Below are 14,377 nucleotides of genomic sequence, written 5' to 3'. Positions count from 1 at the left end.
AGAGCCGGGGACAGAGGCCAGCATAACGATGGCTTCCCTCAGCCCGCGCTCTATGTCGTCTCCTAGCCCTGTAAGAGCAAAAAATTAGCCGCTTTCTGGGTGACTTGAGAAAAGTCAGATCCCTTAAGCGACTGGATAAGTTCAGGTACAACATTTGCAGCTTTTGCAGCTACTGTGACCTGATAACTGATGGTAGTAGCTCGGACTGGAGCCACAATCCCTTCTTCCGGATCGATCCGCCGAGCCTGCTTTACACAGGCCAGCAAATCGTTGCCGTCCAAACTCTCGAAATCGAGCGTCAGTTCCGTGATTTCTTTGCCGTCGAAAACAATAGGCCGCATAAGCTTATAAACGCGCTCATCGGCCAGGGCTTGTACTTCGGTATTCTTTTTTTCGGTTGACATATATATTTGCTCCTCTCTTACATACCCAGATTAGCCCGTACTTGAGCAAGAAAGTCTACGCCGTCGATTACACAGATCATATTAAATTTGTCGATCTCTACCACGGTGGAGCCATCGTAATCCACCTTAAGATAAGTGACTTCCATCTCGTTGCTGTTATCCATGGTAGCTCCTACGGCCAGTGTACCCAACGGCGTATTTTTGGGCATGGCCCTCATAGCCACCCTAACCCCGACCTGCTTGTAAGTTGATGTGGCAGTGTCATATTCCTGAATCGACCCACGAAAATCGAGCTGGTGGGACTCCTGCCGAGCCAAAACGAAATTCGGCTTGGCGAGAGTGCGCCAGTTAAGCGTCGTCGTCATCGATCCAAAATGACCCAGGTTAGGGGAGTCGATTTCCCCACCAATGCCCGCTCCGCTCACCGTTTCTGACATAGATTCAAGGCTGGGTAGTTCTACGTCCACCACCCCAAGGTACTCTGTTCCGTTTCTGTACGCATTGAAATTGTTTAATTTCTCCTGAATTTGCTTCATAGTTCATCCCCCCCCTTAAGCTGCCAGTACAGACAGGTAGCTTGTGTCGTACTCAAGATCCATTACCAGCTCTTGCGCCGGTCCCGGCGGAGTTAAGAAGATTTTAAACCGTACGACCCCAGCCATAAGGCTTGTTGTCGGGTTGTCCTCTGCCCGGAACTCAACTCGCCCGCCGAGCAGGTTTCCGCTGGAAGTGAGCCCGTTGAGCCAGATGTTGATGCTATCGACCACCGTCTGGGTCAATCTCTTGTTCATCGGATCGTCTACCTTTTGCCAGTACGTTAAAACGAGTGAATTCCCCACCCAATTGAACATGCGGCGAATCGGAATAAAGCAGTCTTTCGGATCCGTTACTGCCGGATAAGCAGCAGTGTAGTTCCCCCACGCCTTCAGGCCGCCGATAAAATTGAGCCCGGTCACAATGCCCTGGCTGTTAAGGTAGTTGGATTGGTCAAGCCCCAACAGCACGTCTGTACCGTCAGCCAAAACCAAGCCGTTAGCCTTAAACGACTTATTGGACGGAGACACGGAGGGAATTCCGGCATTTGCTGCATCCGTCGCTCCGATCACACCCGCCAGTTGAGTGGACATGTGGTATTTGTATTCCCCCAGCTTGATCATAGGCCAGAGCGGCACCTGCATATCCGATGTGTAATTGTTGCTGTTTTTCCAGAGCGGCACATCCGTATAGCGTTTGGCCTCCGTGGTGTCAATGTCCGTGAGGGCCAAGGCTTTAAACACACTGTTTATGTTTGATGCCTTCGCCGTCATCACCGAAGCGACAACGGGGTCGCTGGAATAGCCAGGGGCCAGAATAAGACCCGGGACCAGCCCAAAGCGCGGAAAGACCTCCTGAATAAGCTCCAGGCCCGTCACCTTGCCTTCCGGGCTCACTCCGCCGATGATATCCGTAGAGTCGACAGCCCCCGGATCAAGCTTGGAATATGCCACGCTGAGCTCTTTAGTATCAGCGGGCACCGTAGACTTAAGCGAAATTACCACGTAGCCATCAGAATTAAATGCCAGCGTGTAATCCGTGTCCTTTTTGTATGTGGTTGTGCCACCAGAGTCCTTAACGACCACGGTGTTAAGCAGGATGCCTTCCTCCGCCAGCGTCACCATGCGGTTAACCACTGCTTTAGAGGCAGAAGGAACAGCAGTGAAGTGTTCAGCCGGGTTAAGGACGTTGATAAATACAACCGGCTTGAGCGCGTATTGCCGGAAATGACTATCCATGAACTCGCATAGAGTGTATTTCTGCCAGTCGCTTGAGTAACCAAACGCCCCGACTGCCTCCGCGAAGCTGTAGCAAAGGATAGGTACATTAACTGGTATCGTCGTCTCTTTGGACTGGTTGACTGGAGCCGTACCCACCACAATCGGCAGTCCGGCCGTGGCCTCGACAGGGCTTAACAACGATGTGGCCGTTTCATTAATCGTGATACCGTGGTTAGCCAACTACTCCGCCTCCATTCTTGATAGATTCAAATGCCACTTGCTCGAATGTTCCCGGCGTGGCGATGCGTTTTTGTGTGTATGCCAGCTCGGATACCGGCACAATTAAATCGGTGAGCTGCGGATACTTCTCTTTGAGATCATCCAGCGTCACTGGCAGGCCGCCGGAAAATACCGTGTATTGATTCAGGCGTCCCCTCTCCAAACTGGGGCCGACATAAATCATTGGCACCGGCTTAGTGGTCATGGTTTTCGCCTGTTTTGGTGATTTTTTGACCTCTACAGGATCGCTTTTGACATTTTCATCACTCATTCCATCTTGCCTCCCTTCTAATAGTCAAAAGGGACCTCTTCCAGCACCGCCGGAAGGGTCCACTTTGTCTTTGCCATCCCAACCCATTCCGGCTGCGGCTGGCCCTCGAAGAGCTCCCACGAGTACGGAAGCTCCATCCTAAACCGTTTTTCAATAACCCTTTGCTTGAGCAGGGCTATGCGTACATGCTCCATAACGTTCAAAACGTCCTTGAAACCTTCGTCATCATCGGATTTCGTACCAAAATAGAGCAGTACATTTACCACATGCCCGCTGTCCTGTGCGTCTCCAGTGTGCAGCCGAACGATGACATAAGGATAATCCGGTGTATTGATGTTTTCGGCTGTCTTTGACGGGAGATATCCCTCATGGACCTGCACCTGCTCCGAAACATAATCCGACAGCACGTCCTCAATAAACCGTTTAATAGCTCCGCTAAGCAGTATCGGCGTGGACAACGCCTTTCACCTCATTTCAGTATTCGTCCTACTTCGTGCTCCAACCGTTTAAGCATACGGTTCTCGGCCTCATCCTCGATGTGCTTGATCACCTGCGGCTCATTGAGCATGACAGGGATTGCAGGGCCGTGCAGCTCGGTAATTGGCAGCTCGGGATAATCCTTTTTGGCATTTCTTGCACGTTTTCTGCCGCTCTGGCCGTGCGGGTGCTTCCTCTTCAAAACACGTATTCCGCCTGAGCCAGCATGGATAAAGGCTGAACCAATCTTTTTTGTATTTCCCCGCTTCACCGCAACCTTTACGGGCTTAGGCTTCGCTGGGTTAGCCTGTTTCGGCGTCAATTTGAAAGCTCTGAGCGGCAGATTAGGCCCCTTGGCTTTAATGATAACCTCGCCTGCATCGGCCGCAGAGAGCACGATCCGCATGGACGCCTTCACATCTTGCGCCTTGACGTTGTACGTCTCCCGCAGCTTGCGGCTGGCTTCCGTCATAACGCCCTGGCCTACCCGGTTCAGGGCCTTAGAAGCCGCCTCCTGCATCCTGTGACGTAGCGCCTTGGTGCTTTTGACAGCCTCCCTCAAGCCCTCCGTTTTCAATCCAGATTCGCCTCCAGTGTGATAACGAACATGCCTGCAGCATCGTTTACCAGCGCAACAGTGAATCGATCCCCGTCAAAATTAATGACCTGTCCTTTCCTCGGCGTATATCCGAGTGTCGCTGACTCAACGTGAATGATTTTGCGCAGCACAGAAACCCCCTCAGCGTAATCAAGGGGGCTTAGATTGTCGCTCGCATCCACTATGACGGGCATTGTTCGACCATCGATCGTGTGCTCATTTGCAAATTCTTCGAGGTTCATGAACACATTTTCAACGTCCCTTGCGAGCTGGTCTTTAAAGCTGGACATTCAGATCACCATCCAGCGGCAGTTGGTTGGCGTACCACTCCTCGTATTGGGCAATACGGTCCTCTTCCTTGCCGGCCGGCTCAATCGTCAAGGCTTTAAGATGGGCCTTTTGCTCATCGGCTTTCAACTCGGCGAATTCCTCGACGGAGAGGACCAGGCCAACGAGCGGGAGCTGACCTCCAACAGCTAGACCAGGCGGATTGACCATCGAGTCCTCGTCATTTGCAAGCCCCGTTTGCGCCGGCCGAATATCAGGTGCTAGTTCACAAACGCCGAGTTCCAGCAAGCGCTGTTCTTCCGTTTCATCCAAAGGAGGGATGATCTCCCCCGCCTTATACATCCGGTCACCAGCCAAAACCTTGTTATATTTTTTTACTTTCAAACTCATAGGGCGCCTCCTATACCTGAGCGACGAACCAGCCGTCAATATCATCTGGGATTGGTATCGGGCGAGTGCTTAAGCGAATCATACGGGCATCGCTGTTTTGGTCCGCCCAAGACTTAGGAATACGCGTGCCCTCATAAGTATGAAACTGACCATCTGCCTCCATTTGGGTTACAGCGCCATAAGAAAAGCCGCCCAGATTCGGCCGGCAAAGGATAACATAATCGTCAGGGATATATGGCTGCTCAGTGTTATTATCATCGATAAACCAGTCATTGTAGGTGTACATTTCCATGCCAAGTTCAGGAAGACGTCCTACAAATGTCAAAGCTTCGTTGATAACGCTCGGATTCATCAGTGCAAGGGTGGCGTTTTGTTGGTCAACCAACTTTTGAATTTCAGGATCTTGCCTAAAATCCTCCCATGCCCCTTGTCCAAATATAACCATCGTCGGGGCGCTTCCGGATTTTTTAATAACCTCAAGCCGCCAATCCTTCAGGTTCTTCAGCTTTTTACCGGCGGAACCAGCATCTTTCCATCTATTGGTGCCGGCCAAAGTCACCTTATTGTCAAAACCGTAGTTGATTTCGTCCTCAACATACTCGGAATCCAGTCTATCGATGTAACCTTTCACAACGATCGAATGACCCAAGAACAACTCTCTAGCCATCCATTCGATCCGACGAGCGTTCATATCCTCAAGTTCTGAGAGGTCTTTGGCAAGCATTTCGGCTTGACGTTGCGCCGGCGTGCGCTGGCTGAATACATTTTCACCCATACCACGGGTCATTAGGTCGTCAATCGTCAAAATCCGCTGTGGCGCGATCTTCGGCGCCTTGTATTCCTTGGTTTGGTAACCATCACGGGCCACTGTGATACCACCAACACGCGGTGCCACGAATGGCGCCATCGGGCGCTTGCCCTTCTTGTAATCGAAAATCACGTTTTCAGTAACAAACGTCGTAACTCTCGGGAAAAATGTGCTGCTGAAAAACTTCCGCAGCGGCATTGTCTTATTAATAGCCTGCAGCATTGTCGTAGTTCTGTACAAATCCAAATTCATAGCCATTATATGGTTTCCCCCTTAACCTTCATAAGCTTGAACATCTTTGATAAAGATGCCCAGCGTGCGCAAGCGCTCTTCGTGCTTATCGGCCGTATCAGTGCCGCCAAAAATGAGGGCCTGGCGATTGAACGAGCCGGAGCTGTAAGCAGTTGTGACGACATTATCGGTCGCCCCTGCGGCCCCGGTGTCGATCGTATCCGTCAGGATGGAGTCGGCCAGCTGGCTGCCGTCAGTCTTGGAACTATCAACAGGTACGGCCAGGCTGTCTGCCGTTACGATCCCGACGACCGTACCCCTTTTAAGCACGCCTTGGCCTGCTTTAAGCGTCACGGCTTTAATATCCGTCGGGTGTTTCGTGTCGTAAAACAGATTATCCGGCGTTGTCGAGCCAAAGTTATCATTCCAAAGGTTTGCCATTAATTTTTCGCCTCCATTCCGCCTCTTTGGGCATTCATCGCGTTTGCAATAGCATCGATTTGAGCAGCTTCCTGGACCTTCTTCTGGTCGCCGTCCAATGGTGTTTGTGATTGGATGCCGCCATTGTTTTGCAACTCTTGCTGGCGAGCATTGATAAATGCCTCGCCGCGGCCGGCATCCTGTTTCAGAGCTAAGAAAGCCAGCTTTTCAGCATTCATAGGCTCCTCATATTTAGCCTTATTGACCAGTTCCGGGGAGACGGTGTTGGCGATTTCTTCGATCTCCTTAATCCGGTTCCGCTCTGCAGTTACTGCATCTTTCGTAACCTGATCGACAAGTTGGTTATACAGTTGCGGGTACTCGTTTTTCAGTTCTTCAATATTTGTGATAGGCACGTCGTCACTCTCCTTTGCGTTTTTGTTTTGCGGCGCCGATTCAGCACCGCCGGCAGCTGGATTTACCTTTTGCCATTGCTCGAAAAAGCGTCTCATCGCCGAATCAGTGCTATTTTGAATGGCCTTCATGCTAAACGAGAACGAATTTTGAACGGGGTCGGTACCGCCTTCCTGGTACAGGATCCCGTCTGCAAACTTTTCGTTTACGGCTTTTTGAGCACTCATCCAAGTCGTTTCATCCATCAACTGTGATAAATGCTCTCGACTTGACTTGGTTCTTCCCTCGTAGATATTCAGGATCGCTTCCTTGACCTCATTCAGGACCTCGGCAGCTTTAATCATGTCTTTGTATTCCCCTTGTGCTTGAGTCCAAGGGTTATGAGCCATCATAATCCCGCCAGGGCTGATAAGAATCTCGTCTGCCGCCATCGGAATAATGGAGCCAGCCGAAACGCCTTTTGTGATCTTCGCAACAACGTGTCCCGATTGCTTTTTATGCTCCTGGAGGGCGTTATAAATCCCCATAGCCGCGAAAACATCACCACCCCAACTGTCCACCCAAACCGTGATGTTCTTTCCCTTAAATTCAGCGAGCTGCGTTTTAAACGTGTTTGGGCTGGCCGCTGGGATACCAAGCCATTCGTAAAACCAAGCGTCGTCGTCGCTGATAATCTCGCCCTCAATACGCAGTTCGGCTTCTTCATCGCTGAGATTTTTAAAGCTCCAAAATTTACTCATCTTCTTTGTTCACCTCCTTTCCTGGATTGGATGGTGCGGCCGGCTTCGCGATCGATGTGGACAGCCCAGCCTTCTGCAAAGCTTCGTTTTCAATTTGCTGCCGCTGGATGTTCGTCCAAAAGTCACTTCCGTTCGCCTCAATCGCTTCCCTCTCCCTTGTGCTTAGGCCGAGAGCAATCCTGCGTTCAGCTGCTTCGACTTCCTTGACTGGATCGAGTTGCCCCGGCGCAGGTCCATTCCATTCCGCCTGACACCATGCGCGCCGAATTCTTGGATCGCCAAAAAACCCGGGCGCACGAATGCGACCGAGTGCTATAGCTTCAGCAAGCCATTCTTCATAAATTGGCTGGCAAAACTCTTTCGCCGTCCATTGGCGGCGCATGCGGAACATTTTCCAAGCTTCTAACAGCGCTGCTCTGGACGCTGAATAGGACGACTGGAAGTTTTTAAGCAGCAGTTCATACGGGATTTCAAGCGCCGCCCCCACGTAAAGGCACAGCGAGCGGACGAACGGATCAAAGCTGGAATTAGGGCGTTTAGGATCGGCAATCTGGATCTCCTCACCCTGCCCCAGGACGTTGATCGCCCCCGCCCCCATTTCATAGTTGTTGGGATCGTCTGGAGCTACCTTCTGGCTTTGCGCAAGCATATCGCTCATAGGGTTTTCCGAAGTTGGCCCAGTAGTCTTGATAAAAATGGTGAACATTGCGGATATGACCGCTGCCATCAACTCGGCCTCTGTGTACCTTGTGATCTGCTTCAACGTTTCGATCACCGGCGCCAGCAGCGGCACGCCGCGGCGTTGTTCCGCCCGCTCCGTGTCCATCAGGTGCAGTATGTTAGGCCGGCCTGTGTTACGGCCGTAGGCTTCCACTCTGACCCACTCGCGGATTTTCCCGCTGGTGTAGTCGGTAGCATAGGTATTGGCGATATGATAAGCCACAAGCGCCCCATCATCGTCAATTTCGACGCCGGAATAGATGCGATTGCCGTTCTCTGCCCTACCTTCCACGGAGTCACCCAGCACTCCATTTCCTTGCGGCGTACATATTCGATCCGCCTCGATAAGATGGATTCGTAAACTATACGGCATCCATGGCATTCGCTTCGCTTGTTTAAAAACGGCGAATGAGTCGCCGTTCATCAGCATCCCCAGGAACGCTATACCCTGCTGGTCATAAAAGTCGTTCATCCGGATCGCGTCGGAATGCTTCGACTCCGCCCAGAGGTTGAATTCATCCTCAACCTGGCCGCACCAAGCATCCGCTTGTTCCGTCGTAAGCCCCAGCAGTTCGGCGTTGATCCTTGCTTTTAACCGCAGGCCAGGTCCGATTACGTTCGTTCGGGTGGTCCTTAACGCCGACGTACCTATCGGACCGTTCATGTACAGGTCCCTGGACCGGCTGCGCAGCGTGTCGAGATTGCGGTCAATGTCATCCTTCGGATTTTGGGCCGAAGTAAGCCAGCCGCGCATGCTCTTCTTTTGGTGACTGGCCCCTCCCTGCTCGTACCCATTGATTACTCGCGTAACTTGCCGAGCTGCTACTCGCCGCATGCCCGCCTCCGGATTAAAAAATGAGACAAATCGATCTGTAATATTGATCTGGATCACCCCCTCTCATGTACGGAAATTAAAAATCCCGGGGAATAATGCCGAACACTTTGTTCCGGCCCTTCCCGCGGGATTTTGCTTCCTCTGCTGCTATTTCTTTCTCCAGGTACCTGATCATTTCAGCGATTTCAGATAAATTCGCTCGTGTCAGGCTTCTGCCTGCGATTGAATACGTCTGCGCGCCGCTCAAAATCGCGGATTCACATGCAATATACTGCGTTAATCGGAGCCGCAGTTCTTCTAATCTGGTCACGGTGCCCACTCCTTATATTTGAATTCCTTTGTTAGCTACGCCTTTTTTTCTCGTATTGACCGGGGCTACGCCGGCAGCGCTGGATATCCCCCCCATACAAAACGGTCGCATATTCTCTAAATCAGGCTGCAGAATCTCGATAGCCGCCCGGTTGTACACCGCCAAGTCAAGCTGTTCATTCCGCGCCCGCACCTTCACCCATACTTGATACGGCACGCCCATTTTCATACGGGTATGTAGCGCCTCGGCAGTCAAGCCTTCGAAATATTGCCGTTCATACCCACGGTTTCGCTCCGGCGTGGACAACGGAAAATGACAATACCCCTGCATCCTGAACCCGTCCTCGTCCACCATCGGCGTTTTCAGGGCGCTCATAACCTTTGACTTCCCTTCATCGACCCCGAGGCGAACAACCGTCGCCTTGTATCGGTTATTCGTGGACGTGCCAATGATCAACGGCAGGCGCGTGCCATCGCCAGTTCCTTCACCTTTGATCGCGAATATTCGACGATCTGCCCGCAATTTGCAGAAACGATACACCTCATTTGTGAAGTGGCCGCCGGAGTCCATGCAGGTGAATGCGATCGGGAACTTCCTGCCCTCGGCATCCTCCCATGTGCGTTTCAAATATTCGTCGAGGTCGGCCCATACCCGCGGTTGCTTTAGATCGCCGTAAATCACATGGTACTGGATATGCCAATTCTCATGGCCGGCTCCCCAGCCCTGGACTTCAACCTCAAAACGGTCGTCCTGGGTATCGACGGCTGCCGTCAGGACCTTCACGCCGTCAGGCACGTCCGCTTGATACATCTCCCGGCGATTCAGTAAAATATCTTCGTCCAGCTGCTCGCCCTTTTCTTCCCACGATTCTGCAAGAACTGTGTTTAAGAATGTCTTGAGCTTCTCGGGGCCGCCCCGGTTTGCCTCGTACCAATCGTTAACGATATCCTTCCATGTAACGTTGATTGTTGCGTACAAGGAACTTAACTTGAACCCGCGAACGGAAGCGTGTTTCTTCTGCGGAATCCATACCGCATTTTTCGCGTAGTCCTTTTTCCATTCGTGTTCGGGAAATTTAAACCCGCAATACTTACATTCATGCTCAACCTTGATACATTGATTTGACTCTTTGTCGTATTCAAATCTCAGTCGCCCGAATTCAAGTGGTTGCAGTTCCTTGCAATTAGGGCACGGCAAATGCAATTCTTCCATCGTGCTGTCTTCGTACAATTCCTCGATCCGCGACGCACCTTTGATTGTGGGAGTTGATACCAGCACCAGCTTTTTATTGTAAAACGTCTTGGTTCTGGCCGTGACCAGCGAAACAGGGTCGCCTTCCTTGCCCGCAGATACGGGGAAACGGTCGATTTCGTCAGCAATTACAACCCGGATCGGTTTCGATGCCAGCGACGCCGGCGAGTTGGCCCCGGCAATGTTGATTCTTCCGCCCGGAAACGACTTATAAAGGATAGTGTTCCGGCTGTCCCGGCTCTTATCTTTGACGACAAGCTTCGACAACTGCGGCGAATCCCGGTACATCGGGGTCAAACGGTCGTTAGAAAAGTCCCTCGCAACCGTCAAATCAGGCTGTACAACCATGATTGGGGCCGGGTCATGACCAGTAAAATAGCCAATTGTGTTGAGTTGGAGGTCCGTTTTCCCGAGTTGTGCGGCCCACATAAGCACAACCTTTTCAACGTTAGGGTCAGAAATAGCTCGCATCGGTTCCCGTTGGTATGGAGCGCGGTCTGTTCTCCATGGACCAGGCTCCGCAGAAGCTTCAGGTGATAATACCCGGTGTTCATCTGCCCATTCATCGATACCTAGCGGCGGCGGCGGAGCAACCAGTTTAACGGTATCGCGGAGCAGCATGAGCGTACGCCGCTTTTGCTCTTTCATCATGAATCATCACGTGCCAGAGGATCATATTTCGCCAGTTCCCGGAGTGCAACACTGATTCTATCCTCCAGCAATATCCGAATCTTCTTCGGGTCGGTCATATGTGACAATTCGTTAGCCAGTTTCGGCGGCAAACTCGACAACCTCCCACGGAAATCAACCAGCAACTCCCCCCAAGCATCCTGCACGTCAGCCGTAGTATGGAGATTGTTCCGCTTTTCTTCCAGTTCCAGCATTGCAATTTCCTTTTTGACCCGCTCATGCTCTGCCTTCTCGTCTCGGAAGCTGATTTTTCCGTCAGACGATTCGCCTTCAATATGTTTTATGTAGGCTTGGATTGCATCAGCCAGGACGTATTTCCCCCGTCCCACTTTTTCCAAAATGCCATCGCGGGTTAATTGGCTGATCCATTGCGGCGTTTTCCCGATGATTCCGGCCAATTCAGACGTGGAAACTTCCCTATTCTGCAATGATTCGGTTTTCGCTTTTGGTTTCACCAATTTCACCCACCTACTTTCATTTTTTCTATGAAAATTGCCTGATTGGAATTTTCAGACTTAATTCGAAGCGAAAATTAAAAACGCCCTCTCTTAGGCGTTAGCAAAGAGAAAGCGCAAGTGAATTTCAAAATCAAAATCTAGCGGGATTTCGGGCTCACGCGCACCCGCACCTATTTGGCCCTCCAAAAAGGACCCGTGACCGCCAGAATCGCCCGAATTTCCTCGTTCCAGATATTCCGCTTGTGTTCGTCCGCGTTTTCAGTCAAGCGCTCAGAGGGGCCATTCTGTGCGTTTGGTGACGCATGCTATTCAATACCCTTCACAATGTCTATCGACCGTGGCAAGACACGATCAATCATAGCCTTTGGTATCATAGTTTCAAGCGCGGGCCTAAGGGCTAACTCTCGGAAGAACTCAGCCGCCTTTGTCATATCCTCCGTCTTTCCCACGGCGCTGCTCTTAACAATAACTAACTCGCCTGCAGTCTCATCCCATTCCATAATCATCACCTCACTGCCTATTGTTCGATATCATTGCCGCCTGCCATCCAATTACTATCTGCATCGCTTCCTGTGCCGTAAAACCTTGTTCAAGCAGTTTGTTTCGATATTCCATCAAAGCAACAGCAATGTCCTTAAATGATGTGACTAACTGATCTCTTTCTCCAATATTCATAAAGCTCACCCTTTCTATGTTTTGTTCAAAATAAAAAGGCCACCCGTTTGGATGTCCTTGAATTGCCGTATTAATTAAATTGATCATATACCCCTACCTCGAAGTATCTATGTGAAGCCTTGAGAAAAGGTAGAATGCTGCCGTTATTATTCTTCGGTAAATTGTTCAGGTGATATTTTACCTGCTCTTCCCATACTGCCTCATCAATATCGAAAGAGACCAAATGATCTATCTGATTTTCTATAAATGCATAGTTTGCTGCTGATATTCTTGGGTGCTTTTTCTTCATCATTTTCTCGAAGTGTTTAAGATAAATCTTTATGAAAATATGAGCGTCACTTGTCAAAGTGATGTAATGTTTTTCTTTAACTTCTTTCTTTAATTCTTTCTTTATTTGTATGTCTGATGAGTCATACCTTCCTATGTCTGATGAGTCATGGTCAGGTGTGTCTAATGAGTCATAGGAATTTTCGTCTTGAGGCGTCTGATTGTGCACCTCATTTGCTAAAGCAGGGTTAATACAAAGATGCCTTTTCCCGTCTTTGTAGAACTGCAGCAATATCCTTCTTTGCACCAGGTCTTTTAATTCTCTCGCGATCTGGCGCTGATTACATGTCGTCCTCTTCGCAAGAAAGGATTGAGAAAACGGCGCCGATTTTTGATGGAATCCAAACGTTTGTCGGAGCACAACCTGAAAGATTCTGTTTTGCGTCATGTTCATATCCGCGGTTTCAAGGAAATCACTTACCCAATGGGGCACTTTTACGAACGGTTCGTTCATGGTCGGGCACTCGGATAGTATAGAGTGTAAGAGTTCATTGCGTTCCCACCAAAATCAGGCTTTTTCTTTTCAATAGAAACCAGCCTGAGTTCGGCCAGCTCTTTCACCACGCTTTTCACCTTCGGTAAGGATATCCCTGTTTGCTCGGCTATTGTGGAGTAACTCAGCATTGCTTTATTAGATTCGCCGTGACCTCCAATGTGACCATACAAACATAAATACACTCTGAATTGATACACGTTCAGATGTGGTTCCAATAACATTTCAGAAGGAACTCCGATAAAGTTTTCGCGGCAGGACTTTTTAAAAAGCTTCGGCACATCTATTGAATCAACTGTTTTCATTGGCTAAACTCCTTGCAATGTGATTTACAAGGTTAGTATATGATATTTACCAAGTTGATTCAATATCATCCCACACGGCAAAAGAAAAAGCACCGGTTAGGGTGCTTTGTAACCTACAAATCAACGTGAATGTTGTTTGCCCTTGCTATTTTTTTCAATGCAGCTTTTAGTTTCTCATTTTGGGCGCCAATGTTGTAGAAGTCCATAACACCAACAACTCCCCCGCAAGATGCGCACTGAACAAACATTAATCTATACGCTGAGCTGGAAGGGGAATTCTCTACCATTTCAAACCTTGTGCTTCCACAACCCAGGCATTTAGACAATGCCATATCGATCACCTCCCAGCATCACATTTCGACGCCAGGAGCCCACTTCCTGCATTTCCCAAAAGAAAAAGCCGCTCGTTTGAGCGACTTAATCAGCACGGCCGTTGTTCATTCAGAGCTGCGTTTCTCCAGTTTAAGAAAACTGGACGTATCCCAGTCGATATCGGGGCTCCCCGTAGATCATTTAACAGGTACGGTATCTACCTGCACCGTACTTGATTTAAATATAACGTCGTTTTGTGACAACTGGTTGTCAGCGAACGAATGTTTGTAAGAAATTACGCATACCGCCGAACAGCTGAGCCATTGCCAGTATGCGTATGTTGCTGATGTGGGCAAGGATTTGCACCTTGCATACAAACTTTGCTTTTTGGCTTTCGCCCGCCCCCTTTGTTTGCGTAACGGGTTTATCCGCGTCTACCTATTCCGCCACCACATCATGTTTCGCTCCCTGCCGGCCAGCTCGCGCGCTGCTGGCAGCAAGTCGCTTGTACACCAATATGTTGTTTTGTATGGATCATCGGATCGGAGCTTTCACAGCATCATTTTTTGCCTTCCGCCGTCAGGCATTTCGTTGGGATGTTCACGCCCCTCGGTGTCCTCTCTCGATTGTCCACGATATCAATATACCACGCCCATAAGCAAATTGCGGACTTTTACGGGATGAGTTTCAAACGACTTTCGGTCGTTCTTTTTCTGATTCCGAAATATTTAATTTACGCGCAGAGAGAATGTCGGCTCCGGACCAAGGATCGTTGCATTTCCTCCCTTTCAATTTGCAGAATTTCCTTTTAGCTTCAGTGCTATTTTTGGCCTCTACGTTGATTCTTTCCGCTTCCCAGCGTATACCTACCTCATAGATCATTATTCGAATCCTCCTTTAGTTATTTATGATACTATCATAAGTATG

At 49.9% G+C, this 14,377-nt stretch carries 21 protein-coding genes; all 21 read right to left on the bottom strand.

Annotation, left to right across the window (positions count from 1 at the left end):
* Positions 1 to 62: 62 nt before the first annotated feature.
* Positions 63 to 404 carry a phage tail assembly protein gene (locus tag NYE74_RS32920; RefSeq protein ID WP_341005569.1) on the bottom strand — a complete coding sequence of 114 codons (342 nt, stop codon included), beginning with the start codon at positions 402 to 404 and terminating at the stop codon, positions 63 to 65.
* 17 nt (positions 405 to 421) lie between these two features.
* Positions 422 to 940: a phage major tail tube protein gene (locus NYE74_RS32915; RefSeq protein ID WP_341005568.1), complete on the bottom strand. Its 519-nt coding sequence runs from the start codon at positions 938 to 940 to the stop codon at positions 422 to 424.
* A gap of 15 nt (positions 941 to 955) precedes the next feature.
* Positions 956 to 2,398: a phage tail sheath family protein gene (locus tag NYE74_RS32910; RefSeq protein WP_341005567.1), complete on the bottom strand. Its 1,443-nt coding sequence runs from the start codon at positions 2,396 to 2,398 to the stop codon at positions 956 to 958.
* Entirely contained in the window at positions 2,391 to 2,708 is a 318-nt protein-coding gene (locus tag NYE74_RS32905) for a hypothetical protein (protein WP_341005566.1), read from the bottom strand. The genes NYE74_RS32910 and NYE74_RS32905 overlap by 8 nt, the downstream gene beginning before the upstream one ends.
* A 17-nt stretch (positions 2,709 to 2,725) precedes the next feature.
* Positions 2,726 to 3,166, bottom strand: a complete 441-nt coding sequence (locus tag NYE74_RS32900) for a hypothetical protein (RefSeq protein WP_341005565.1) — start codon at positions 3,164 to 3,166, stop codon at positions 2,726 to 2,728.
* 11 nt (positions 3,167 to 3,177) lie between these two features.
* Positions 3,178 to 3,762 carry a phage tail protein gene (locus NYE74_RS32895; RefSeq protein ID WP_341005564.1) on the bottom strand — a complete coding sequence of 195 codons (585 nt, stop codon included), beginning with the start codon at positions 3,760 to 3,762 and terminating at the stop codon, positions 3,178 to 3,180.
* Positions 3,759 to 4,073, bottom strand: a complete 315-nt coding sequence (locus NYE74_RS32890; RefSeq protein WP_341005563.1) for a hypothetical protein — start codon at positions 4,071 to 4,073, stop codon at positions 3,759 to 3,761. The genes NYE74_RS32895 and NYE74_RS32890 overlap by 4 nt, the downstream gene beginning before the upstream one ends.
* Positions 4,060 to 4,461 carry a hypothetical protein gene (locus tag NYE74_RS32885; protein ID WP_341005562.1) on the bottom strand — a complete coding sequence of 134 codons (402 nt, stop codon included), beginning with the start codon at positions 4,459 to 4,461 and terminating at the stop codon, positions 4,060 to 4,062. Before NYE74_RS32885 ends, NYE74_RS32890 begins: the two co-directional genes overlap by 14 nt.
* Before the next feature lie 10 nt (positions 4,462 to 4,471).
* A complete protein-coding gene (locus tag NYE74_RS32880) occupies positions 4,472 to 5,527 on the bottom strand; it encodes a major capsid protein (protein ID WP_341005561.1) in 1,056 nt (351 codons plus the stop codon).
* A gap of 15 nt (positions 5,528 to 5,542) precedes the next feature.
* Positions 5,543 to 5,941 carry a head decoration protein gene (locus tag NYE74_RS32875; RefSeq protein ID WP_341005560.1) on the bottom strand — a complete coding sequence of 133 codons (399 nt, stop codon included), beginning with the start codon at positions 5,939 to 5,941 and terminating at the stop codon, positions 5,543 to 5,545.
* Complete coding sequence (locus NYE74_RS32870; protein ID WP_341005559.1) at positions 5,941 to 7,074, bottom strand: head maturation protease, ClpP-related; 1,134 nt, start codon at positions 7,072 to 7,074, stop codon at positions 5,941 to 5,943. The genes NYE74_RS32875 and NYE74_RS32870 overlap by 1 nt, the downstream gene beginning before the upstream one ends.
* Positions 7,067 to 8,629, bottom strand: a complete 1,563-nt coding sequence (locus NYE74_RS32865) for a phage portal protein (protein WP_341005558.1) — start codon at positions 8,627 to 8,629, stop codon at positions 7,067 to 7,069. Before NYE74_RS32865 ends, NYE74_RS32870 begins: the two co-directional genes overlap by 8 nt.
* A 76-nt stretch (positions 8,630 to 8,705) precedes the next feature.
* The gene (locus NYE74_RS33460; RefSeq protein WP_445323434.1) at positions 8,706 to 8,939 is read right to left on the bottom strand and encodes a DUF6148 family protein; all 234 of its coding nucleotides are present in this window, start codon (positions 8,937 to 8,939) and stop codon (positions 8,706 to 8,708) included.
* 12 nt (positions 8,940 to 8,951) lie between these two features.
* A complete protein-coding gene (locus NYE74_RS32860; protein ID WP_341005557.1) occupies positions 8,952 to 10,841 on the bottom strand; it encodes a phage terminase large subunit family protein in 1,890 nt (629 codons plus the stop codon).
* Positions 10,838 to 11,335 (bottom strand): hypothetical protein, encoded by a 498-nt coding sequence (locus NYE74_RS32855; protein ID WP_341005556.1) that lies wholly within the window; start codon positions 11,333 to 11,335, stop codon positions 10,838 to 10,840. The genes NYE74_RS32860 and NYE74_RS32855 overlap by 4 nt, the downstream gene beginning before the upstream one ends.
* 308 nt (positions 11,336 to 11,643) lie before the next feature.
* Positions 11,644 to 11,838: a hypothetical protein gene (locus NYE74_RS32850; RefSeq protein ID WP_341005555.1), complete on the bottom strand. Its 195-nt coding sequence runs from the start codon at positions 11,836 to 11,838 to the stop codon at positions 11,644 to 11,646.
* 10 nt (positions 11,839 to 11,848) lie between these two features.
* Complete coding sequence (locus NYE74_RS32845) at positions 11,849 to 12,100, bottom strand: hypothetical protein (protein ID WP_341005554.1); 252 nt, start codon at positions 12,098 to 12,100, stop codon at positions 11,849 to 11,851.
* On the bottom strand, positions 12,084 to 12,794 hold the full coding sequence (locus NYE74_RS32840; protein WP_341005553.1) for a replication protein: 711 nt from the start codon (positions 12,792 to 12,794) through the stop codon (positions 12,084 to 12,086). The genes NYE74_RS32845 and NYE74_RS32840 overlap by 17 nt, the downstream gene beginning before the upstream one ends.
* Positions 12,791 to 13,138, bottom strand: coding sequence for a helix-turn-helix domain-containing protein (locus NYE74_RS32835; protein ID WP_341005552.1), 348 nt, complete (start codon positions 13,136 to 13,138; stop codon positions 12,791 to 12,793). Before NYE74_RS32835 ends, NYE74_RS32840 begins: the two co-directional genes overlap by 4 nt.
* 113 nt (positions 13,139 to 13,251) lie before the next feature.
* Positions 13,252 to 13,470, bottom strand: coding sequence for a hypothetical protein (locus tag NYE74_RS32830; RefSeq protein WP_341005551.1), 219 nt, complete (start codon positions 13,468 to 13,470; stop codon positions 13,252 to 13,254).
* 667 nt (positions 13,471 to 14,137) lie between these two features.
* Positions 14,138 to 14,332 carry a hypothetical protein gene (locus NYE74_RS32825; RefSeq protein ID WP_341005550.1) on the bottom strand — a complete coding sequence of 65 codons (195 nt, stop codon included), beginning with the start codon at positions 14,330 to 14,332 and terminating at the stop codon, positions 14,138 to 14,140.
* Positions 14,333 to 14,377 lie beyond the last annotated feature (45 nt).

Origin of the sequence: Paenibacillus sp. FSL P4-0127, assembly GCF_038007325.1 — a bacterium.
GTDB lineage: Bacteria > Bacillota > Bacilli > Paenibacillales > Paenibacillaceae > Fontibacillus > Fontibacillus macerans.
The sequence above is the reverse complement of the archived record's forward strand: the minus strand, read 5'-3'. Positions and strand labels throughout refer to the sequence as shown.

Excerpts from the sequence above, each read along its gene's own strand:
- NYE74_RS32920 (WP_341005569.1), bottom strand. The coding sequence starts at position 404 with ATGTCAACCGAAAAAAAGAATACCGAAGTACAAGCCCTGGCCGATGAG.
- NYE74_RS32915 (WP_341005568.1), bottom strand. The coding sequence starts at position 940 with ATGAAGCAAATTCAGGAGAAATTAAACAATTTCAATGCGTACAGAAAC.
- NYE74_RS32905 (WP_341005566.1), bottom strand. The coding sequence starts at position 2,708 with ATGAGTGATGAAAATGTCAAAAGCGATCCTGTAGAGGTCAAAAAATCA.
- NYE74_RS32890 (WP_341005563.1), bottom strand. The coding sequence starts at position 4,073 with ATGTCCAGCTTTAAAGACCAGCTCGCAAGGGACGTTGAAAATGTGTTC.
- NYE74_RS32885 (WP_341005562.1), bottom strand. The coding sequence starts at position 4,461 with ATGAGTTTGAAAGTAAAAAAATATAACAAGGTTTTGGCTGGTGACCGG.
- NYE74_RS32880 (WP_341005561.1), bottom strand. The coding sequence starts at position 5,527 with ATGGCTATGAATTTGGATTTGTACAGAACTACGACAATGCTGCAGGCT.
- NYE74_RS32875 (WP_341005560.1), bottom strand. The coding sequence starts at position 5,941 with ATGGCAAACCTTTGGAATGATAACTTTGGCTCGACAACGCCGGATAAT.
- NYE74_RS32870 (WP_341005559.1), bottom strand. The coding sequence starts at position 7,074 with ATGAGTAAATTTTGGAGCTTTAAAAATCTCAGCGATGAAGAAGCCGAA.
- NYE74_RS32865 (WP_341005558.1), bottom strand. The coding sequence starts at position 8,629 with ATGCGGCGAGTAGCAGCTCGGCAAGTTACGCGAGTAATCAATGGGTAC.
- NYE74_RS32860 (WP_341005557.1), bottom strand. The coding sequence starts at position 10,841 with ATGATGAAAGAGCAAAAGCGGCGTACGCTCATGCTGCTCCGCGATACC.
- NYE74_RS32850 (WP_341005555.1), bottom strand. The coding sequence starts at position 11,838 with ATGGAATGGGATGAGACTGCAGGCGAGTTAGTTATTGTTAAGAGCAGC.
- NYE74_RS32845 (WP_341005554.1), bottom strand. The coding sequence starts at position 12,100 with ATGATCAATTTAATTAATACGGCAATTCAAGGACATCCAAACGGGTGG.
- NYE74_RS32840 (WP_341005553.1), bottom strand. The coding sequence starts at position 12,794 with ATGAACGAACCGTTCGTAAAAGTGCCCCATTGGGTAAGTGATTTCCTT.
- NYE74_RS32835 (WP_341005552.1), bottom strand. The coding sequence starts at position 13,138 with ATGAAAACAGTTGATTCAATAGATGTGCCGAAGCTTTTTAAAAAGTCC.
- NYE74_RS32830 (WP_341005551.1), bottom strand. The coding sequence starts at position 13,470 with ATGGCATTGTCTAAATGCCTGGGTTGTGGAAGCACAAGGTTTGAAATG.
- NYE74_RS32825 (WP_341005550.1), bottom strand. The coding sequence starts at position 14,332 with ATGATCTATGAGGTAGGTATACGCTGGGAAGCGGAAAGAATCAACGTA.